Below are 23,252 nucleotides of genomic sequence, written 5' to 3'. Positions count from 1 at the left end.
TGAAGAAAATTTGCCCAGGTGCCACAAGTTCCAACATCTACTTCTTCCCAAACGCTGCCTTCCCGCTATCCAGAAACGCCGCAAACTTCGCGGGATCGAGATCGTAGTTTTTGGGAGCTACCAGCAGGTTGCCTTGGTGATCTACCAGGCAGTAATGCGGCTGAGCATTGTTGTTATATTTTACGATTTGCAGATCGGCATTTTGGGCGCCGATGGTTTTTTTGACTTTGTTGTCGTATTTCGAAGTATACCATTGCGATTCAGGCAACTCGGTTTTGTCATCCACATACAGCGCGACGATCACGTAATCGTTGTTGAGGCGCTGCAGCACGGCAGGATCAACCCACACCCGGGCTTCCATTTCGCGGCAGTTGACGCAGCCGTGGCCGGTGAAGTCGATGAATACTGGTTTGTTCACCTTTTTGGCATAGGCCAATGCTTCCTGATAATCGAAGAAGCCTGCAAGTTCGTGCGGTAAATGGAATAGGTCTGCGTATTTGCGGGATTCGGCAGAGATGCCGGATGGCGCTGCACCGGCAGTTCTTTTGTTTAGGTCAAAATCCAAAGTCGATTGTGGCGGCAGGTAACCGGCCAATGCTTTCAACGGCGCGCCCCACATGCCGGGGAGCATGTAGACGACGAATGTAAAGGTGATAATGGAAAGCAGCAACCGTGGAACGCTTACTTTTTCAATGGGCGAATCGTGCGGCGTGCGGATTTTTCCGAGCAGGTAAAAGCCCAGTAATGCGAAAATAACGATCCAGAATGCGAGGTAAATCTCGCGATCCAGCAAATGCCAGTGGTAAACCTGATCGGCAATGCTGAAAAATTTCAACGCCAACGCCAGTTCCAGGAAGCCCAAAACGACCTTAACGGTATTCAGCCATCCGCCGGATTTTGGAAGCGATTTCAGCCACTGCGGGAACAATGCAAATGAAGTGAACGGAATGGCAAATGCCGCCGAAAATGCCGCCATACCCACAATAGGTTTCACAACTTCACCGCCAGCCGAAGCAACGAGCAAGCTGCCGACAATTGGCCCGGTACAGGAGAAGGAAACCAGTACGAGCGTAAATGCCATAAAGAAAACCCCGGCATAACCGCCCTGATCGGCTTTCTGATCCATTTTATTGACAAAACCACTTGGCAGCACGATTTCGAACAATCCGAGAAACGACAATCCGAATGTGATAAAAATGGCGAAAAACAGCAGGTTAGGCAACCAGTGCGTGCTAAGGAAGTTGGCAAATGCAGGGCCATTCAGCCGCGAAACGACCGTACCTATTAATGTATAGATCAGAACGATCGAAATGCCATATAAAAATGCTTTGAATTTGCCCTTTTCCTGGTTGGTGAAAAAGCTGACCGTCATCGGGATGATCGGGAAAACGCATGGCGTGAGCAATGCGACAAGGCCGGAAAGGAACGCGGCCAATGCGAAGCCTAATAGGGAACCGTCACTGTCGGGTGTTTCGGAAAAAGACGTTTGGGTTGCTTCGGGAGCAGCCACTTTAGCGGCGGCTGTGTCTGTGGTGGCGGGAATGTCGTTTGCTGTTACAGCTATCGCGGTATCGGCCGGCTGCGCGGCTGCTACCGCTGGTTTAATGGGTTCAACCGCCGGTTTGGCTGCGCCTAGCGTCGGCTGTTCGGTTGTGGCCGCGCTGGCAGCGGTAACCTTCAGGCCTTTGAACTCGAAATCGTCACCGCCAGGAATGCAAAGACCGGAGACATGGCTGCACGTCTGGTATTCCGAGCTTCCTTTGATAACTGGATTGTCGGCCAGGATTTTTACGGTTTGTTTAAAAACACCCTTTCCTTCAAAATAGCGCACATTACCTTGCCATACTTCTTCAAATTTAGTCTTCGGGTTCTGTGGTTTCAGTTTGCCGACAACCTCGAAAGTGTTGTTTTTTTCAAAGGTAAATGTCGTTAGCATCGGCCCCAGGTCCGGGTCGAAATCTGACGAGTACATGTACCAGTCCTTATCAATGATGGCAGTAAACACCAGGTCGACGGACTCGCCTTTTTTGACTTCCGGTTTGGAGAATGAGTAAGTCCAATGCGCCTTGGCTTTCTGGACCTGCGCCTGCGCGAATCCGGTCAGGAAGAGACAAATGCTGACAATGAGTATAATACCGCGTTTCATGATGTTTTTGGGGAAATCTGCTTTGGCCTGTGTTAATGAGGCTGGCGATCAATCTATAATTTTGATAGAGCTTTCTTAACGAACGTAATTTTCATAAAAAAATTCATCAATTGAAATTCCCTTTCCACCGATTCGCGATTCTGCTACCTTTGTCGCCTCAAATTCAGATTAGTTAACAGTTATTAACATGTCCCAGACCTTATTTGTAGTCAAGATCGGCGGTAATGTGATCGACAATCCGGAAGCATGTGCCCGTTTTCTCAAAGCTTTTGCCCAGCTCGATGCCCCCAAAATCCTCGTCCACGGAGGGGGAAAGGTCGCTACGCAAATCGCCGCGAAGTTGCAGATCGAAACACAGATGGTGGATGGCCGCCGCATTACCGACAAGCAGATGCTGGACGTGGTGACGATGGTTTACGGCGGACTGGTTAACAAAAACCTCGTAGCGCAGCTTCAAGCCGAAAGTTGCAATGCCATCGGACTTACCGGTGCTGACGGCGGTATCATACGTTCTGTGAAACGTCCGATCAAGACCATCGACTATGGATTTGTCGGCGACATCGAAGCCGTCAACGGCGAGCAGATCAACGCTATCGTTTCAAGCGGCCTTACGCCCATTATCGCGCCATTGACGTACAGCGCCGAAGGACTACTCCTCAATACCAATGCCGATACGATGGCTTCCGCTACTGCCGTTGCGATGTCGGGCGCATACGAAGTCAACCTTATATATTGTTTCGAGAAAAAGGGCGTGCTGTCCGATCCGGACGATGACGACGCTGTGATCGGCAAGTTGGTTCCAGCTACCTACGAAGACTACAAATCGACCGGTGTGATCAATAAAGGCATGATCCCCAAGCTGGACAACGCATTTGCGGCATTGCATTCGGGTGTTAAGCAAGTGATCATATGTCATGCGGACGAGTTGGCCAATGCGGTTTCAGGGGGTGCAGGAACGGCGATTGTGCTGGCTTAACAGTGTAAGATTAAGGAGTTCAATTCTTGATGTTCAAGGTTAACGGTGATGTGGCTTAATGGTTACATACATATTTGTAACCTAATTATTAAATTTTCTTAAAATTTTATTTAAAGTTCTTAAATTGCATGAGTTAAACCCACTCATTACCATGTTGTTTCGAAAAGGCCTTGTTCTGGTTTTTTTGCTGTTGTGTGATTGGTGTGCAGGCCAGGCTCCCGAGTTTTATAAGGATGTACAACCGATTATTCATGCTAACTGCGTACCGTGCCATCGCGCGGGCGAAGCAGCACCTTTTTCCCTCGTTACGTTCGAGGATGTTTCTAAGCGTTCCAAGTTTATCAAGCAGGTCGTTAGCTCGCGATACATGCCACCCTGGAAGGCCGATAATCATTACAATTCGTTTGCCAATGATCGCTCCCTGAGCGAAAAAGATATTAAAACCATTGTCGCCTGGATCGATGGTGGCACTCCGAAAGGGAAGGCCAATGTCAAAGCCGAACAGGAGCTGCAGTCGCGCCTCGACGCCGGAACGTCTTACAAACGCAAGCCCGACCTCCGCCTGAGCATGAAAGAAGCGTTCACATTAAAAGGTGACGCAAAAGAACGCTTCGTCATGTTCAAAATTCCGTTTGAAATGGCCCAAGAGGCGAATGTGGAGGCCATTGAATTTACTTCCAATAACAAAAAGCTCATTCACCACGCTAATTTCGCGATCCATCCCGTGCCAGATGCATCGGTAGACCTGCACAATACCGTCGACTTTGTCGACCTGAGCGGGCCCGATGGTGACAAATATTATGAATGGGTCAAATACAAAAAGGAAATGACCTATTACGGCGGCTGGATCCCCGGAACGACCGTGGAGGCCTATCCGGAAGAGATGGGCTGGGTAATGCCAAAAAGAGGAGTGGTACTGCTCACGGTGCATTTCGGCCCCAGCTCAGTGGATGCGCAAAGTATCGACGGCGTCAATATCTTTTTTAAAAAGACCCCTATCAAGCGTAAAGTGAAGGTTATTAGCCTTGGTTCGGGTGGTATAGGTGAAAAGGAGATCAGCCCGCCGCTCATGATCTTTGCGAATGAAGTGAATAGCTTTAAACTGCGTATTGCAAACAACCAGCCTGACATTTCACTGCTTTATGCATGGCCGCACATGCATTACCTGGGCAAGGAGTTCAAGGCTTATGCAACCACAGCCACGGGCGATACGATCCGGCTTGTGAATATCCCGGCCTGGGATTTCCGCTGGCAGGAGATTTATAAATACAAAAAGCCATTACTGTTGCCGAAAGGAGCTGTGTTGACAGTCGAGGCGACTTACGACAACACGGCCAGCAACCCGGCAAATCCGCACAATCCGCCGCAACTCGTACTGTCGACGGGCAATATGCGGAGCGATCAGGAGATGATGACGCTCATCCTGATGTATGTCGACAGGCTGCCTGGCGACGACGAGCTTGTTTTCGATTGGAATTGATTTTCATTGGTTCATAACGGTATTGCATGGGTAAATTCTATTATCTGTTGTTTTTGCTGCCATTGTCCGTTTTATCCCAACCTGTTTTTAAGAAGCTGCCTGCCAAAGAAACCGGCGTCAGTTTTGTAAACAGGATCGAGGAGAACGATTCGCTGCACATTTTCCGGTATGAATATCTCTACAACGGAAACGGGATCGGTGTGGGCGATTTCAATGGCGACGGCAAGCCTGATCTTTTTATTTCCGGGAATACAGTTCCTAACAAGCTTTATATCAACCGATCGGAGGCAAACGTCGTCAAATTTGAGGATGTGAGCCGAAAGGCGAAGGTTGAAGGAAATGGTAAATGGGCTACGGGAGTGAGCGTGGCGGATGTGAATGGCGACGGCCTGCCGGATATTTATGTTTGCCATTCCGGTTTTTACCGCAAATTATCGGACAAGAATAATGAGCTGTTTATTCATCAGGGTGTTAAAAATGGCATCCCGGTGTTCAAAGAAGTAGCGGTAGAAGTGGGCTTGAATGCAATCGGTTCGCAATCGACGCAGGCGGCTTTCTTTGATTATGACAAAGACGGTGACCTGGACATGTTCCTGCTCAACCATTCCAATCATACCGTCAACCCTCTCCTGAATACCAGGGAAATGCGGGCGACGCCGAATCCCTATTTCGGCAACCGCCTCTTTGAGAATGTGAGTGAAAAAGGCAAACTGAAATTCCAGGATGTAACGCAGAAGACAGGTATCATCAATAATGCGCTGAACTTCGGGTTGAGTGTGGTCGTAGCGGATATCAACCAGGACGGCTGGCCGGACCTTTACACGACAAGTGACTATACAGAAGTGGATTGTTACTACGTCAACAACCGGAACGGCACATTTACGGAGTCGCTGAGGAAGTCATTTACCCATGTTTCCAAATTCTCGATGGGGGCCGACGTGGCCGATTTCAACAATGACGGCCTGCCGGATGTGCTGACGCTCGACATGCTTCCCGCGGACAACCATCGGCAGAAGTTGCTGAAAGGTCCGGACATGTACGACCAGTACCACCTGTTGCTCGATAGCGGCTATTACCATCAGAATATGCGCAATATGCTGCATTTGAACAGGGGAATTGATGGTGATGGAAATGCCCGTTTCAGTGAAATAGGGCAGTTGGCGGGTATTAGTAATACGGATTGGAGCTGGGCCGGGTTAATGGCCGACCTGGACAATGACGGTTGGAAAGACCTGCTGATCACTAACGGCTATTTAAGGGACTTCACCAATATGGATTTCCTGAAATACACGGTGGCCGACGAGCAAATGAAAGAGGCAGGGAAAGGTAACCTGGATTTCAAAACCTATAATTTGGTGCAGAAAATGCCTTCCAACAAGCTGAGAAATTACCTTTTCCGAAACAATGGCGCCACGGGAAGCTTTGGTTTTGAGGATGTTTCGGAAAAATGGGGAATGAACGAACCGGCAGTTTCCAATGCGGCGGCCTACGCGGATTTTGATGGCGACGGCGACCTTGATTTGGTGATTTCACATATCAACGAACCGCTTTCGGTTTATCAGAATCAATCAGAGCAAAAGGGCTTAACGCTTCGATTGGTGGGAACAAATGCTAATACGCAAGCATTTGGCGCAAAGGCATGGCTATATGCCGCAGGAACCAGGCAATATGCGGAGCTTTATCCGGTGCGTGGTTACCAATCGACGGTAACTACCGATCTGCATTTCGGCTTAGGCAATCGCGGTAAGGCCGATTCCGTGAAGATCGAATGGCCGTCGGGTAGAACTACCCTGGTGAAGGCGCAGTCTGCGGGTTTGCTGGTGTTAAAAGAAATTGAAGGCATTGAAAATAAGCCTAATACAAGTCGGCCTAGTCGGCCATGGTTCAGTAAAGTTCCTGTCGCTGCCGTAGGGATCGATTTTGTGCATCAGGAAAACGAGTTCGTGGATTTCAAAGTAGAAGTGCTGCTTCCATACCAGCTCTCGCGACTGGGCCCTGCATTGGCAAAGGGAGATGTGAATGGCGATGGGCTGGATGACGTTTTCCTGGGTGGCGCTTCGCATCAGTTTGGTGTGCTTTACATTCAAAAACAAAATGGGACTTTTGAAGGAGCCACAGCGCAGCCCTGGCGGCAAAACGTGGTTTGTGAGGAAGTGAATGCCCTATTTTTCGATGCTGACCGCGATGGCGACCTTGACCTTTACGTTGTAAGCGGCGGCAATGAATTCGACGAAAATGCGCCTGAATACCGCGATCACCTGTATCTCAATGATGGTAAGGCCATTTTTCACGAGGAGGTACTCGCGCTTCCTTCCATGCGCAACCCCAAGCAATGCGTGACGACAGCCGATGTGGACGGTGACGGCGACCTGGACCTTTTTGTAGGCGGTCGTGCGGTGCCCGGTTCATTTCCGATGGCTGCGAGAAGCTATCTGCTTAGGAACGATACGCAGGGGGCAAATGTAAAATTTACAGACATTACCTCGGGCGTCCCCGCTCTGCTGAACCCCGGAATGGTCACTGCGGCCGTTTTTGCAGATCTGAATGCCGACAATAAGCCGGACCTGTTGATCGCAGGCGACTGGATGTCCGTCCTGACTTTCAAAAACACCGGAAATACGTTTGAAATACAATCGGTTGAAGAGTTAAAGAATTCCGACGGCATGTGGGCCACCATCGAATCCGCAGACCTGGATAGCGACGGCGATCTGGATTTCATACTGGGCAATGCCGGGCTGAATAATCAGTACAAGGCTACCCCTGACCGCCCGTTGGCCATTTATTATGATGATTTTGATAAAAATGGAGTGGTCGATCCGATTTGTACCTACTACATCGGCGACAAAAGTTACCCGATGTTCTCGCGCGACGAAATGCTTGACCAGATCACGGCACTCAAAAGAAAGTACACCAGCTATGCCTCCTACGCAGATGCGACGATGGAAGATGTTTTTGGGAAGGAAGCGATGGAAAAGAGTAACAAAGTCTATTGCAAAGAGCTGAGAAGTATGATCCTTGAAAACCAGGGGAATTTTACTTTCAAAAGGCATTCCTTGCCCGAAGCCGTGCAGCTTTCCAGGACGAGCGGTGTCATTGTACAGGATTTGAATGGCGACGGGAAATCTGATCTGATATTGGCCGGTAACTTCTCTTCTTACCGGGTACAGCTTGGACCTGGCGACGCCTCGGTGGGGTCGGTTTTGATGCAGGTAGCACCGTTCCGGTTTGAAGTGATCCCGCCGTCGGAGACAGGTTTCTGGGCGGGGGGCGATGTCCGTCAGGCAACCACGCTGAATGGATTGCGTATATTATTATCCGTTAGTAACAATCAACCCGTTTTATTGGAATGGAACAAGTAGCTGGGGGTAAGTTTCGTAAATGGTTTACGTGCACATGGTGTGTGATTGCCTGTGTGTGTACTACCTATGCGCAGCCCACAACTGCATTGCTGCACCGCGCCCAGCAGAACCTGACCCGGGTTATCGTTCATGATATTTTTTCGCCGCCCGTGGCAAGCCGGATTTATTTGTATACCAATGCGGCAGCTTACGAGACACTCGTTTTAGGGGATAGCCGGTATAGAAGCCTGCACTGCCAGGCCAATTTTTTTCCGGATATTAATAAACCTTGGGGTGACAACAACATAAATTATGAACTAGCTGCGTTATATGCATTCCTTAGAACAGGCGAGAAACTGGTTTTCTCGGAGTCGATGTTGAAGGACAGTAGTGGTTATATTCTGGCAAGTGTGGGAGAGGAGGATGAAGCGGTATATCAAAATTCGTTAAGGTTAGGGGAGATGGTAAGCGACAGTATTCTGTCGTGGTCGTCGAGGGATAACTATGCCCTGACACGGAAAAAACGCCGGTATACGTATAGTAAGGAAAAGGGGAAATGGACGCCGACCCCGCCGGGGTATATTGATGCCGTTGAGCCGTATTGGAGTCAGATCCGTCCGGTGGCGCTGGATTCGGCTGCGCAGTTCAAGCCCGTTCCTCCTCCGCCGTTCAGTACAGCTGCGCAAAGTGATTTTATGAAAGATGTTAGGGAGGTTTATGACAAAACGCGCAAGTTGAGCAAAGAAGAAATCCTGATTGCCAGTTTCTGGGATTGCAATCCCTTTTACCTTAATACGCAAGGGCATTTAAATTTTGCGACAAAAAAGCTCTCACCCGGCGGGCACTGGATATCTATCGCCGGACAAACCGCGCAAAGCGCCGGAAAGAGCTGGATCGAAACGTCGTCCATCTACCTGCTCACCTCCATTGCATTATTCGACGGCTTTATCAGTTGCTGGGACGAAAAATACCGGAGCCAGCTGGTACGCCCTGAAACGGTGATCAATGCGTATTTGGATGAAAAATGGCGGCCGTTTCTGCAGACCCCGCCCTTCCCTGAATACACCAGCGGGCATAGCGTCATTTCAACCGCTGCTGCCGTGGTGCTGGAGGGAGAATTGGGGGCATCTTTTGCCTTCGACGATCGGACGGAAATGCCCTATGGCTTACCGCTAAGGCATTTTGGTTCATTTTCGGCGGCGGCAGAAGAAGCTGCGATCAGCCGTTTGTATGGTGGAATTCATTACAGATCAGCGATTGTAAACGGGCAGATGCAGGGGAGAAATATTGGGAATCAGGTCATTCAGAAAATAAGGCTAAAAGCGCCAATGGGCAAATAGTCTATCACAATTGTATGTTAATTATTAATATTTTTTAATAAATGTTATATTTTTGTTAATAAAAATATTTATTTTTGACATCCAATGCTTTTGATGTGCAAAATGGGGGTCAGTCTCGGCTGATTGCCGGTCTTCGGATCAGAGTATGTAAGTCCAGTTAAACCACCTAAAATTTCAATTTACCAAGTTTACCATGAGACAAAAGTGTACTACTTTAACACGTCTGGTAACATTGCTCCTCCTCCTCACAGGAAGTACCTGGAGTATTGCCCAAGACAAGCAGACCGTCAATGGGACGGTGCTCGACAAGGATCAGAATCCTTTGCCCGGCGTTTCCTACCTCATTAAGGGAAGTAACACAGGTGGCGCAACAGATGCCAATGGAAAGTTCAGCGTTGCTGTGCCTTCCAGCTCTTCTGTGCTTGTTTTTTCATCTATAGGATTTGTGACAAAAGAAGTTTCGGTGGGTAATGCCACTCAACTGACCGTCAGCCTTGACGAAGACAACAAAACGCTTAATGAAGTGGTTGTCACCGGTTTCGGTATGTCAACCGAAGTCCGCAAGCTTGCTTATTCTATTCAGGAAGTGAAAGGTTCGGACATTTCCCGCGCCAACAATGCGAACATGGTCAACGCGCTGCAAGGAAAAGTTGCGGGTGTGATGATCAACCAGGGAACAGGTGGTCCGATGTCTTCATCACGTATCCGTATCCGCGGTAACGCGTCGTTGAGCCCTAACACCCAGCCGCTTTTCGTGGTAGATGGTGTTTTGATCCGCCCGGGAACATCCGGTGCAGATTCATGGGGTGCTGCGCAAGACTTCGGTAACATTATGAAGAACATCAACCCGGACAACATCGAGTCGATGACCGTATTGAAAGGTTCGGCTGCGAGCTCATTGTATGGTTCGGAGGCTTTGAACGGGGTAGTAGTTGTTCAAACTAAAAAAGGACGTGTTGATAAAGGACTGGGTGTCACTTACACCCATACTTCGACATTTGAGAATGCCTATAAATTCCTCGATCTTCAGAACGATTACGGTGCGGGTTTGAGCCCAACATTTGCAAATGGCGCTGACGGCGTGCCCGAGGTAGACCGCCCGAACTTCCCATTCTCGTATGGTCCTAAATTCGAAGGACAGCAGGTTCGTGACCTTGATGGCCGAATGGTAGAATGGAAAGCCAATGATCCATTGAAATTCTTCCAGACAGGTAAGTATATCAACCACAACGTAGCTGTGGAAGGTGGAAACGACCGCAGCTCATTCCGGGCTTCATTCTCTTCTTTGAAGAACACCAGCATCATGGTTGCCGGAACTGAGTTGAAAAGAAACAACTTTAACATCCGCGGAACCCAGAAAATCGGCAAGATCCTGAATTTGGATGTGAGCGCGGATTATACCGATAACGACATGATCAACCCGATTCGTCAGGGAGGTAACTACAACCCGGTATTCCGTTTTGTATATAACCGTCCACGAAGCCTGGATATCGATTACTGGTCGAAAAACTACATTGATCCGATTGCGGGCGGACGTCGTCGTGGTACTGCTGACCCTTACAACATTACCGAGTTCATGTTCCAGACTTTTGAATACAAGCAATTCAGAAATGAAAAAGTATTCCGTGGAAATATTGACCTGACCGGAAATATCACTGAGTGGTTGACCTTCCTTGTACGCGGTAACGTTCAGAATGAGTTGTACACCGGGAATAATAAAGACAGAGGTGATAACGTCAACTTCTCAGGTGGCGAATATCGCGAATATTCAGAGAACCAGACGCAGACCCGTTTCCAAGGTCTCCTTTCTGCGAACAAGCAACTTGGCACCGACTTCAACCTGAGCTTATCTGCGGGTGGAGAAACAAACCGCTTGATCGGAGGACGCCGGTTTAATGTAAAGACAAATGGTGGTCTTCGTGTTCCGGACAACTTCTCGCTGGCTAACAGCATCAACCCGCTATTGTTCGAGCGGAACGAACTTCTTCCTTCCAAGCGCATCGACGCTTTGTATGCTTACGGTGATTTGACTTTCAAGGACGCGTTAACATTGAGCGGAAGCTTCCGTACCGACTGGTCGTCAACTCTGACTTATGCTAACGGTGGAGGAGATTATATCTATTCTTATCCATCAGTTGGTTTGTCCTGGATCGCGACGGAGTCCTTGAAAGACCTTCCAACATGGTTGTCATTCGGTAAATTACGTGCGAGCTTGGGTTACACCGGTGGTGATACAGATCCATGGTCTACCAACCAGACTGGTTCTTACGAGCCAAAACCAGCGTATACTCTTCCTAACGGAAGTACTGTTAACTGGTCGGGCTTCCGCGACAACACTTTGCCAAACTATGCATTGAAAAACCGTTTGGCCCGCGAAGTTGAATTCGGTGCTGATATTCGTTTCTTCAACAACCGCTTGGGAATCGACGCGACTGTTTACAACAAAATCACTAAGAACGAAATCCTGAGTCTTAACACGACGCCTGAATCGGGTGTGAGCAAGAGAATTGTGAATGCAGGTAGAATTCAGAACAAAGGGGTAGAGATCCTTTTGACTGCGACACCAATCAAGAGAAACGATTTTGAATGGAATACGAGCATCAACTTCTCACGCAACCGCAACAAGGTGCTTGAACTGGTAGAAGGAACGGATACTTACGAGCTTTCACTCGGTTTTGGTGCCGATATTAAATCTGTGGCACGTGTAGGGAAAGATTACGGAACGATCATCACTCCCTACGGCTTCGCTTCTTACAAGTCCGACAATCCCAGCGATCCTGCAAATGGCAAGAAAGTAATCGGAACAATTTCGGGTGAAGGTGGTATTGGTTACTTACGTAACGGTTCATACGGCGACAAGGCCGACAAAGAACTTGGAACTGTAATGGAGAAATTCCTTGCCAGCAATGTCAACAGCTTCCGTTACAAAAACTTCACAGCGACAGTTCAGGCCGATGCTAAAATCGGAGGCCTGATGTCATCGGCGACTCACCAGTATGGTTCTTCAACAGGAGCATTTGCATTCACGTTGCCAGGGCGTAACGCGGAGCTAGGTGGCGTAGCATATACCGATGCGGATGGCGTTGCGAAAAACGACGGTATCATTCCAGACGGTGTGCTTGCACAAGGATTCCAGGTGGTAGTAGATGGCCAGCCTAAGGATCTGGGAGGAATGAGCTATGCGGACGCGGTTACAGCGGGTTATGTGAAACCAATCCCTGCTTACGCTTACTATCTGAACCTGACCCAATGGTCATCGGGTATCCGTGAATACTCCACTTTCGAAAACTCATGGGTTGCATTGCGTGAAGTTTCAATCGGTTATAACGTGCCTGCGGCATGGTTGGGTAAAGCAAAAATCCAAAGCCTGCGCGTGAGCCTGGTGGGCCGTAACCTGGGTTACTTGTACAAAACTGCGAAGGACGGAATCAACCCCGAAGGTTTGTATAGCAACAAAGCAGGTGAGTTCATGGAGTATGGTGGTTTGCCATTCTCGCGTAACCTCGGTGTTTCAGTTAGCGTAGGATTGTAATCTTAATCATTACAGCCCATTTTTAATAACAGAAATTTTTATGAAATCTTTCAAGAGTAAACTCATATTAATGGCGGCCGTAGGATTTCTGAGCTCCTGCGAAAAGCAAGCCTTTGTTGACATCAACAAAAACCCGGATGCTCTTACGGAGATTCCACCTCAGAACCAATTCTTACAAGCGACCAGTGGAATTCACAGCCAGGATTTCGAAGCATTCTACGATTTTTACCGTCGTATTATGCCTTGGATGCAATACACCACGCCTACGAACGGTAACCAAGGCTCCTTTACCCTGAACTACGATAACTTCTCGAACCGTTACGGACGTTTGTATAACGGGGTAGGCGACCGCCTTTATGATCTGGAACAATTGGTTGGGAAAATGGGCGCTGACGAACAGCCTCGTTACACCAACATGATCCAGATGGCACGTATACTGAAAGCTTACTATGCATTTTATGTTTCCGACATTTACGGAAGCATTCCTTACACGGAAGCTTTCCAGGGACGTTATGGCGGCACCTTGCAGCCTAAATACGATACGCAGCAAGAGTTGTTCGCTAAATTGGATGTAGAGATCAAAACAGCGGTCGCTACCCTGAAACAGCCATCGACGGTACCTCAATATTCCCTAGGTGACTACGACCAGTATTTCGGAGGCAATGCTACCAAATGGATTAAGGCTGCCAATGCGTTGAGGCTACGGATGGCAATGCGTGTGCAGAAGGCCGATGCTGCTGCGGGTAATGCCATCATCAACGAAGTGATGGCTATGCCGGCAGAAGAGCTGATGGCAAGCAATGCAGATGCATGGATATTTATCGGAAACGCTGCTTTTACAGGCGATGCAGCTGGTGGAAACTGGGCAACTGATGAACTTCGTGCACCAAAGCCGATCGTTGATTTCATGTGGGATAAAAAAGATCCACGTATCGATGCGTTCTTTACACCTAACCAGTATTCTCAGGCAAATATCAACCTGTTGATCGCCGACAAAAAGTTGCCAGCAGGAACAACAGAAGGAAGGCGTTATGTCGGTAGCTTCACCAGCCCTGACGATTCACGTCAGACGCCGAACATCCAGCGTTACTACACGCCGAAGCTGATTTCTTCTAATAATACAACCGTCGATACGTTGTCGTTCATCCAGCCGCGCCTTTTCAATGCGGGCCGTGCGGATGCTGCGGGTAATGCGGGAGGCGGTCGATCATACATTCCAGTGATTACTTATGCCGAATTTTGTTTTATGCGTGCGGAGCTCGCTACCAAGTCTATCGGAATTGGAACTGCAAAAAGCTGGTACGAAGCTGGTGTAAGAAGCTCGCTTGCATTTTATAATGAGGTAGGAGTAGAAGCTAGATTGACCAATTATACGCCTATGACCGCCACCGAAGTTGATGCTTACCTTGCGCAACCAGGTGTAGCATTTGAAGCAGCAAAGGCAATGGATCAAATTGCGAGCCAGAGCTACCTGAACTTCATGAGACAGCCTCAAGAAGGATGGGCATTGTGGAAACGTACCGGCTATCCAAACGAGAATTCGGTAGTGCCTTTGCCAAAGACAAGCTATCTGAATGTAACGCTGGTAATCCCACGTCGCTCGCCTATCACATTGCCATCGTCGTCAGATCCTAACTTCGCGAACAAGAAGGCAGCTTACGATGCCATGGCAGCACAGCCAGGCTTCGGAGACCTTGCGAGCGCACAAGGCCGCGTTTGGTGGGATAAACAATAGTTTTATAATAGATTTAGTTAAAGAACGCAAAAGGCAAGCCGATTGGCTTGCCTTTTTGTTTGATAAATATCGCTGAAAAGATCGGAATTCACTGATTGATCAAACACCCGATCGCATCGGTTTTGCTTTTGACAATCACCTCGCCATTTATTGCAGCTTCAATAGCATTCCGTAAATAAAGCTCCGTAGCTCTCGCCCTGTTTTTTCCCAAGGCATAGTACCAGTTATCGATCGCGCCGCGGTAAAGAATTTCTCCGTTTGAATTAACCAATACCGCTTCGGGCATTACCGTGGCCTGGTATCGTTTTACCTTCTGCAATCCAGGATCCTGGTAGCCGGGCATTGCGGTCTGGTATTTAAGTAAAAACTGCCGGATTTCATCCCGGTTGACGGTCGGGACCGGAAAAACCGCTTCAAATGCAATTCCTCTTTTGGCATAATCGGCATGAATGCTTTTAATCTCGCGCATATAGGCGTTCGAGACGGGGCATTCGGGGTCGAGGAAGAAGATAATTTTAAGATTAGGCGGTGCTGCCATTGCAAAATAGGAGCTGATGCAGCATAATATTCCAACGATGGCAGACCCGACTCTCATTTGAATCTAGCTTAACAATTGTTCAAAAGCGGCAGTTACCTTTTCATAACCGAATGCGCTGATCTCCCGCTCCATCCGTTCGCGTATCTGCTCTGTTTGCAAATTTCCAATGCTCCCCTCATGGCTATGTTTCAGCTCACGAGGTGCAATGTAGCTGCCATCCCCGATTTCGGCCCCAACCTGCTTATAAGCGTCGCGGAATGGTACACCTGCAAGCACTAGCTCATTCACACGCTCCACACTAAACAAAAGGTCATATTTCGGGTCGTCGAGCAGGTTTTGCTTCACTTTCATATGTTCGAGCATGAATGCGGCGATGTCGAGACAATCGAGGATTTCATCGAAAGCGGGCATCAATATCTCTTTCAGGAGCTGCATGTCGCGGTGGTATCCCGATGGCAGGTTGCTTAGCACCATCGTGACTTCCATCGGCAATGCTTTCATGCGGTTGGTTTTGGCCCGCAGGAGCTCAGCCACGTCCGGGTTCTTTTTGTGCGGCATAATGCTACTGCCGGTCGTGAGGTCGTCGGGAAGGACGATGAAGCCGAAATTCTGGCTGTTGTAAAGACATACATCCATCGCCAGCCTTGACACGGTGGCGGCCAGGGATGCGATAGCGCTCAATGCGGCTTGCTCGGTACGGCCGCGGCTCATTTGTGCGTAGACTACATTGTGGTGCATGCCCTCGAAACCCAGCAGTTCCGTGGTCATTTGGCGGTTGAGCGGGAACGATGAACCATAACCAGCGCCAGAGCCCAGCGGGTTGCGGTTTGCGAGACGGTAAGCAGCATTCAATTGAATTACGTCGTCGATCAGTCCTTCGGCATAGGCGCCAAACCACAGTCCGAACGACGACGGCATGGCGATCTGCAAATGCGTGTAACCGGGAAGCAGGTCATTTTTATGTTCCTCGGATTTCCGGGTGAGGACATCGAAAAGCTTTTCCGTCGCCCGCACAACTTCGAAAAGCCGCGCACGCGTGTACAGCTTCATGTCCACCAGCACCTGGTCGTTACGTGAGCGTCCGCTATGGATTTTTTTGCCCGTATCACCGAGTTTGCGGGTCAGGAGGAGCTCTACCTGTGAATGCACATCTTCAATGCCTTCTTCGATGACGAATTCGCTATTCTCAACCTGTTTGTAAATGGCTTTAAGCTCGGTTTTTAAAGCTGCGAGGTCATCGGTGGTAAGCAAGCCGATCGTTTCCAGCATTGTCGCATGGGCGATATTACCCAGCACGTCAAATTCGGCCAGATGCAAATCCATCTCCCGGTCACGGCCGACGGTGAAGCGTTCTATTTTTTCAGAAGTGACAGTATTTTCCTTTTGCCAGAGTTTCAAAATGCAGGATTATAAAATTTATCAATTTATAATTTCATAACAAATTTAGCACCATTAGCTCATTCTTGCCCTTTTTCCATCATCTAAAGATGGCGGCAGGGGATTTTTTGCTGGGATGGCGGTTTTGGGGAGTGACCTTGACCATGCACATTGTCTAATATGCCTCACCCGTGTGCAGGCGCTCGCGGATGCGATGAAGACCGTTAAGGGAGAGTCTTCCTATTGGATTAATAAAAACAAACTGACTAAAGACCGGTTTGTCTGGCAGGACGACTATTTGGCTGTAAGTGTCAGCGAGCGGATGGCCACAAACCGCTTGCTGTAATACGCCGCATCGAGCAAATCGTAGCGGATCCCGCCTTTCCAGGCCGAATGGATGAACTTGACGTAGCCGGGCGCTACTTCGGTGATGATGCCAACGTGGCCTATGCGCTTGCTTTTGGTGCTGTTGCCTTTGAAGAAAATGAGATCGCCGGGTTTGGCGTCGTCGAGCTCCACGGCTTCACCGTGTTCGGCCTGGGCGGCGCTTGAATGTGGTAATGTGATATTCCATTGGTTGAAACAATACCGGACAAAACCGGAACAGTCGAAACCTCTCTTGGACGAACCCCCAGAGCGGTAGGGGATGTGCAAATGCCTATTAGCGAATGATACCAGCGACTGGATCGGATTCAAAGTGTCAGCAGCGGCAACGCGCGGCTTAGATGCCTGTGCGAAAGAGCAATTATTGAATGAACTTGAGGCAAACAATAAGATTAAAACTACTATTGAACGAATCAAAAAATGCATGAAATCGAAAGTGGGTTCAGGACTTTAAAAGGTCACACAAGAGATTCTACGGTTTTGTGACCTCTTTACCGCATGAATGTAAAGCTAACGACTTTTTCCCATTTGTGTTATTTTAAGAAATCGTTAATTTTTGCAATTTTTTGTAAATCACTGAGTTGGCAGATTTAGGGCTACTTTCATTAAAGTAAAGGTTTAAGCCCCCTTTTTGCCTACTTTTGTGGCAGAATCAGGATAGCTTACTAATCAATACGCTCAGATGAAAACTACCGACCGTTATCTCCAGCGCGGTGTATCGGCTTCAAAGGAAGATGTGCATAAGGCCATCGAAAAGATTGATAAAGGGCTTTTTCCAAAGGCTTTTTGCAAAATTGTTCCGGATACACTCTCAGGCGATCCCGAATACTGTACGATCATGCACGCCGACGGTGCCGGTACTAAAACTTCCCTGGCGTATCTGTATTGGAAAGAAACAGGCGATATTTCCGTTTGGAAAGGCATTGCGCAGGACGCCATTGTGATGAATACCGACGACCTTCTGTGCGTGGGTGCTACCGGTCCGATGTTGTACTCTTCTACTATCGACCGCAACAAGAACCGCATTCCGGGTGAAGTGATCGCCGAAGTAATCAACGGTGCAGAGGAAGTGCTGGATATGCTGCGCGGTTACGGAGTGGAAATTTACAGCACAGGCGGCGAAACGGCAGATGTGGGAGACCTGGTGCGTACCGTGACGGTCAACAGCACGGTAATAGCCCGCATGAAACGCTCCGAAGTGGTGGACAATGCCAATATCCAGGCCGGTGACGTGATCGTCGGGCTGGCTTCGTACGGGCAGGCGACTTACGAAAGCGAATATAACGGCGGGATGGGCAGTAATGGCCTTACTTCCGCCAGACATGATATCCTGGGCAAATATCTTTCAAAATATAGCGAAAGCTTCGACCCCGAAGTAAGCGAGGACCTTATTTACAGTGGCAGCAAAAAGCTAACAGACGAAGTGGAAGGGGCACCGTTGAATGTGGGTAAATTAATCCTCTCTCCTACACGTACATATGCACCAGTAGCCAAGGCATTGCTCGACGAGATGCGCCCGCAAATCCATGGCATGGTACATTGCAGTGGCGGAGCTCAGACAAAAATTCTACATTTTGTTGATAACCTTCACATTATCAAAGACAACCTGCTTCCCGTGCCGCCCTTGTTCAAACTGATCCAGCAGGAAAGCGGTACCAGCTGGCAGGAAATGTATAAGGTGTTCAATATGGGGCACAGACTGGAAATTTACCTGCCCGAAGCCTATGCGGAGCGGGTAATCGAAATTTCAAAATCATTTGGTATCCATGCGCAGGTGATCGGGCGCGTAGAGGCGTCGGATGACAAAAAACTGACCATCAGCGGCGAATACGGTACTTTTTACTATTGATCGGTTACAAAGCCCGTCAAGCGGTTGAGCCTTCGGACATTATGCGTCCGAAGGCTTTTTCTTTTTTATGCCAATTCAAATAAGTCACGGCATGAGAATTGTAGTATAAATTCGTGATAAATAGTAGAATTATGTAGTTTACTAAACTTGGACGTATGAAGCATTTCAACCACTATCAAATACCTCGGGGCTATGTCCTGGTATTTTGTTTCGTTCTGCTGACAACACGCATTTGCGGACAGGTTCCCGACGTGGACATCAATTCCTCACCGGTTATCAGTGGGCTTACATCCGCAATGCAGTTGGTGCACGCCGGCGATGGTTCCAACCGGATTTTCATTGTGGAGCGCGAAGGGATCATCCGGGTGTTTAATCCAGGTGCACCTGGAACATCTATTCAATACTTAAATATGAATAGTGGTGGTCAGGTCGTCTCGACTGCCGGTGAAGGAGGTTTGCTTAGCGTAGCATTCCATCCCGATTTTGCTACCAACGGTTACCTTTACACTTATTACACAGATACTGCCGGAGATCTGGTCGTAGCACGTTACACATCTGCAAGTCCCCTGGGAAATAGCGTTCTGGCCAGCACACGGGCAGAGATTATGAAAATATCACATCCGATACACAACAACCACAACGGGGGTGAAATGCACTTCGGGTACGAGGATGGCTATCTCTATTTGTCGACGGGAGACGGCGGAGCCGGTTACGACCCCGACCAGAATGGACAGAGCACTGGCTCACGGCTGGGCAAAATACTGCGGATCGACGTGAACCCGCCAGCCGGATCGGGCCTTGTTTATGCAGTGCCCCCGAGCAATCCGTTCGGTAACGAGATCTTCGCGCTTGGACTGAGAAATCCCTTCAGGTGGAGTTTCGACCGCGGGACTTACGATATGTGGATCGGGGATGTGGGTCAGGATAATTGGGAGGAAATCAATTACAGAACGGCCGCCAACGCGTCGGGTGCTAATTTTGGGTGGCGGTGTTTTGAAGGTAATGGCTACACAGAGGGAATATCGATAGCAGAATGTCCGGATTCGGCAAGTTTTGTCAAACCTATTTACACTTATGCAACCGGAAGTGCGAGGGGAAGTTCGGTCGTTGGCGGAGTAGTGTACCGGGGGACTGACTGGCCCATTATGCAGGGCTACTATATCGGAATGGATTATTACTCCGGTGACATCCACGTGATACTTTCGAATGGTTTTGTAAAAGAATATCAGACTTCGACGCTTTTAAATGTGAGGGATATTGGCGAGGACGAATCCGGTGAGATTTTTGCCGTAACCGCCAATGCTGTTTATCGTATCCAGGCGGAAAATCCGCTACCCGTGACGCTGGTCGATTTTTTAGGTGCGTCTTCGGCAGAAGGGGTGAAACTCTCGTGGCAGACTTCGACGGAGAAAGATTTCAAATCATTTGAAATAGAATACAGCCATGATGCACGCCAGTTTGACAATATCGGCTCTGTACCGGGTGCGAATACAGACGCAGGCAATTCCTATTCTTTTACCCATAGCATCTTCGAAAACGGGAATTTGTACTATCGGCTGAAAATGGTCGATACCGACGAAAGCTTCAGATACTCTAAAATGATTATGGTAAACAGGGCCGGGGAGCAGGTCAGCGAACTGTTCGTACGGCCTTCGCTAATTAGCACCAGTGAGATGAATTTGCTTGTTGAGGAACCGTTCGAGACCATTGAAATAGTCAGTGCCGGCGGGCAAGTGGTGTTAACGGAAAAGATAGGCGGCAGGAGCGGCCCATTGAGCATTCCACTTGGAACCACTGCATCCGGCATCTATGTCGTCAGAATGGCGGGTCACGACCGGGTGGTGCAGCAAAAGGTGCTGGTCCTCAGGTAGCGGTTTGCCGATGTCCAGCGCTGAACGTAGTTGTTCGTATGCGGACACGGGCGGTTTTTCGTTTATTTGTTTTTGATGAATGGAGGCCGTTTTTGAGGTCTCTATTCGTTGGCAGGCTATTTTTGGATTGATTGCGGATTGTTCGTTCAAATTCAACCTGCTCACGGACCATGATCGGAAATTACTTCAAAACTGCATACCGCAGTCTCCAAAAAAACAGATTATACACATTCATTAATCTGACTGGCCTGACATTAGGGCTCGGCGTGGCGATCACACTTTTCTGGATCGTCCGGTTCGAGTATAGTTTTGACCGTTACCATGCCAAGGCCGACCGCATTTACCGGGTAAATTCATTCGACAAGTTTGGCGAGCCGCAGTCGCATGTGCACCAGATGATCATCAGAATCCTGAAAACGCGTTTTCCGGACGTGGAGGCAGCGGCCAATTTCTATGGTATGAATCCCGGTACGGTACAGATCGGGCAGGCGATCTTCAACCAGAAAAATATCTTTTTTACCCAGCCCGAAATGCTCGAAATGCTGGACATTCGCTGGATAACGGGTAACCCGAAACAATCGCTGAGCGCTCCGGGACAGGTGGTGATCGATGAGCGAACTGCCGGAAAACTATTTAAAGGCAATGCTTTGGGCAAAACCCTCCGCTACGACAACCGGGCAGATCTTACGGTGACGGGTGTGATCGGCAATCTGCCCAACAATACCGAATTCCCAATGGAAATGATCATTTCATGGGAAACGATGAAACAAATGCAACCCGATCTGGCGAAGGAAGATAACCTGAGCGGCGGCGATTCGATGCATCAGGGGTTTGTATTGCTGAAACCAGGCGCTTCCACCGCACCGATCAACGCGGAACTAACCCGCATTTCTAAAAGCCGGCAAACCGAAACTACCATCACCTCCTACAAATTGCAGCCTCTGGCCGATATGCATTTCGATGTGAGCAAAGATCCGTTCAACTATTCCATGCCCAAATGGATGCTTTATACACTTACCAGCATTGGCATCTTCCTGATCTTTATTGCCTGCATCAATTTTGTAAACCTTGCTACCGTTCAGGCTATCCAGCGGGGACGGGAGGTGGCTGTCCGCAAAGTGCTTGGTAGCGGCAGGCAGCAATTGATATTCCAGTTTTTCGGGGAAACGGCGATGATTGTATTGCTGGCGACGTTGACGGGTGTACTCCTGGCTGGTCAGCTTATAACTTATTCGTCGGAGCTGCTTAATACAAAAGTGGACGGCTCGGCTGTGTGGACGGTGGAAACCTTTGCCTTCCTCGGTGCGCTGGCGGCAGTGGTAACCTTGTTTGCCGGATTATACCCCGCTGTTATCTTGTCGGGTTTTCAGCCAGTCAGAGCGCTACAAAACCGTGTTGTACTGTCCAGCGGGGGCATTTCGCTGAGATCATCGTTGGTAACCATGCAGTTTGTGATCGCCCAGGTGCTGGTGATTTGCACATTGCTCGCGATGAAGCAAATCAGGTATTTTTATGAAAAAGACCTCGGTTTTGAGAAAAGCGGCATTGTTACAGTTCCCATGCCTGATCGAAGCGCATTAGTACGCGAGCGGTTCCGCCATCAATTAAAACAACACCCTGAAATCCGCGAAGTCGCATTCGGCCTCACGACGCCGGCCAGCAAGCGGAACCACTGGTGGGGCACCGTCAAACATGTCAATTTGCCTAATGGCGAGGAAGTGTTCCGTATCCAGCATGTCGATACCAATTATTTCAGCTTCTTCCGGGTGCCGTTGGTGGCGGGCCGGATGTTATTGACGAGCGACACTACCCGGCAGCGTAAGGGAGTCAGGATCACGGATGTGGTGGTGAACGAGAAAGCCGCGCGCGAGCTGGGTTTTAAGAATGTAGAAAAGGTTATCGGGCAGCCTCTCGATTTCTGGGGGATGAGGCTGAACGTCGTTGGCGTCGTCAAAGACTATCATTCCGAAGATCTTAAAAGTAAACTGATCGGGCACATTTATGTATACGATAGCTGGAATTTCCAGTTGGCCAGCATCCGCATCGACAATTCGAAGAAAGCGCAGGCACTAGCACATATCGGCGAACATTGGAAAGCATTGTTTCCAAATTATTATTACGAGCCCAAATTCCTCGAAGACGACATACGGAGTTTCTATGACAGTGAGCGCAAGCTGTCCAACTTTCTGCAAATTTTCGCGGTACTAGGTGTGCTCATTGGTTCATTGGGTTTGTTCGGGCTCGTTTCATTTGTAGTAACACAACGTACCAAGGAGATTGGCGTCCGCAAAGTCCTCGGCGCTACGGTTTTCAGCATTGTAGAATTGATCTCCCGTGACTTCCTGAAACTAATGCTCATCGCATTCGTTATCGCCGCACCGATCGCCTGGTTTGCGATGCAGCGCTTTTTGCAGGAGTACACCTACAAGATAGATATCAATATATGGGTCTTCGTACTGGCTGCTGGGCTTTCGGTGGGCGTTGCGCTACTCACAATCAGCTTCCAGAGCATTAAAGCAGCACTGGTGAACCCGGTAAAAAGCCTCCGGTCGGAGTAAAGCGCTGGAAATTAGTTAGAAGTAAGTATTTCGGTGGGAGCGTGATGTGAATAGCTTTCGGGGAGGGTAAGTAATGAACAAATCGGTGCATTTAATAAGCTATAATGCCGTTTGTTACTTATATTTAA

General features: G+C 48.8%; 14 protein-coding genes. 10 read left to right on the top strand and 4 right to left on the bottom strand.

From position 1 onward, the window contains the following. Positions 1–37: 37 nt before the first annotated feature. Complete coding sequence (locus LZD49_RS17620; RefSeq protein ID WP_234668892.1) at positions 38–2,146, bottom strand: cytochrome c biogenesis protein CcdA; 2,109 nt, start codon at positions 2,144–2,146, stop codon at positions 38–40. A gap of 187 nt (positions 2,147–2,333) precedes the next feature. On the opposite strand from LZD49_RS17620, the gene argB reads away from it, so the two are divergent. From argB to LZD49_RS17590, 6 genes are all read left to right on the top strand, one after another. Next, on the top strand, positions 2,334–3,122 hold the full coding sequence (argB, locus tag LZD49_RS17615; RefSeq protein WP_234668891.1) for an acetylglutamate kinase: 789 nt from the start codon (positions 2,334–2,336) through the stop codon (positions 3,120–3,122). A 151-nt stretch (positions 3,123–3,273) separates the two neighbouring features. Further along, complete coding sequence (locus LZD49_RS17610; RefSeq protein WP_234668890.1) at positions 3,274–4,602, top strand: cytochrome c; 1,329 nt, start codon at positions 3,274–3,276, stop codon at positions 4,600–4,602. Between the two features lie 26 nt (positions 4,603–4,628). After that, the gene (locus LZD49_RS17605; protein ID WP_234668889.1) at positions 4,629–7,961 is read left to right on the top strand and encodes a VCBS repeat-containing protein; all 3,333 of its coding nucleotides are present in this window, start codon (positions 4,629–4,631) and stop codon (positions 7,959–7,961) included. Further along, positions 7,949–9,280 carry a vanadium-dependent haloperoxidase gene (locus LZD49_RS17600; RefSeq protein WP_234668888.1) on the top strand — a complete coding sequence of 444 codons (1,332 nt, stop codon included), beginning with the start codon at positions 7,949–7,951 and terminating at the stop codon, positions 9,278–9,280. Before LZD49_RS17605 ends, LZD49_RS17600 begins: the two co-directional genes overlap by 13 nt. A gap of 193 nt (positions 9,281–9,473) precedes the next feature. Next, positions 9,474–12,812 (top strand): SusC/RagA family TonB-linked outer membrane protein, encoded by a 3,339-nt coding sequence (locus LZD49_RS17595; RefSeq protein WP_234668887.1) that lies wholly within the window; start codon positions 9,474–9,476, stop codon positions 12,810–12,812. Positions 12,813–12,852: 40 nt separating this feature from the next. Then, on the top strand, positions 12,853–14,547 hold the full coding sequence (locus LZD49_RS17590; RefSeq protein ID WP_234668886.1) for a SusD/RagB family nutrient-binding outer membrane lipoprotein: 1,695 nt from the start codon (positions 12,853–12,855) through the stop codon (positions 14,545–14,547). Positions 14,548–14,635: 88 nt separating this feature from the next. Here LZD49_RS17590 and LZD49_RS17585 read toward each other — a convergent pair whose 3' ends face one another. Continuing rightward, the gene (locus LZD49_RS17585; RefSeq protein WP_234668885.1) at positions 14,636–15,142 is read right to left on the bottom strand and encodes a hypothetical protein; all 507 of its coding nucleotides are present in this window, start codon (positions 15,140–15,142) and stop codon (positions 14,636–14,638) included. Positions 15,143–15,148: 6 nt separating this feature from the next. Beyond that, positions 15,149–16,483, bottom strand: a complete 1,335-nt coding sequence (gene argH, locus LZD49_RS17580; protein ID WP_234668884.1) for an argininosuccinate lyase — start codon at positions 16,481–16,483, stop codon at positions 15,149–15,151. A gap of 115 nt (positions 16,484–16,598) precedes the next feature. Here argH and LZD49_RS36090 point away from each other — a divergent pair, with 115 nt between their 5' ends. Further along, positions 16,599–16,808: a transposase gene (locus LZD49_RS36090; protein WP_409021334.1), complete on the top strand. Its 210-nt coding sequence runs from the start codon at positions 16,599–16,601 to the stop codon at positions 16,806–16,808. On the opposite strand, the gene LZD49_RS17575 is transcribed toward LZD49_RS36090, so the two are convergent. Beyond that, the gene (locus LZD49_RS17575) at positions 16,757–17,233 is read right to left on the bottom strand and encodes a C40 family peptidase (RefSeq protein ID WP_409021333.1); all 477 of its coding nucleotides are present in this window, start codon (positions 17,231–17,233) and stop codon (positions 16,757–16,759) included. The genes LZD49_RS36090 and LZD49_RS17575 overlap by 52 nt on opposite strands. 295 nt (positions 17,234–17,528) lie before the next feature. Here LZD49_RS17575 and LZD49_RS17570 point away from each other — a divergent pair, with 295 nt between their 5' ends. The 3 genes from LZD49_RS17570 (at position 17,529) to LZD49_RS17560 (ending at position 23,124) form a co-directional block, all read left to right on the top strand. Further along, positions 17,529–18,695, top strand: a complete 1,167-nt coding sequence (locus tag LZD49_RS17570) for an AIR synthase-related protein (protein ID WP_234668882.1) — start codon at positions 17,529–17,531, stop codon at positions 18,693–18,695. Between the two features lie 155 nt (positions 18,696–18,850). After that, a complete protein-coding gene (locus tag LZD49_RS17565) occupies positions 18,851–20,566 on the top strand; it encodes a PQQ-dependent sugar dehydrogenase (RefSeq protein ID WP_234668881.1) in 1,716 nt (571 codons plus the stop codon). 170 nt (positions 20,567–20,736) lie between these two features. Continuing rightward, the gene (locus LZD49_RS17560) at positions 20,737–23,124 is read left to right on the top strand and encodes an ABC transporter permease (protein ID WP_234668880.1); all 2,388 of its coding nucleotides are present in this window, start codon (positions 20,737–20,739) and stop codon (positions 23,122–23,124) included. The last annotated feature ends 128 nt before the right edge of the window (positions 23,125–23,252 follow it).

Origin of the sequence: Dyadobacter sp. CY261, assembly GCF_021440085.1 — a bacterium.
Taxonomy (GTDB): Bacteria; Bacteroidota; Bacteroidia; order Cytophagales; family Spirosomataceae; genus Dyadobacter.
Note: the sequence above shows the minus strand (reverse complement) of the source record. Positions and strands in the feature narration are given on the sequence as shown.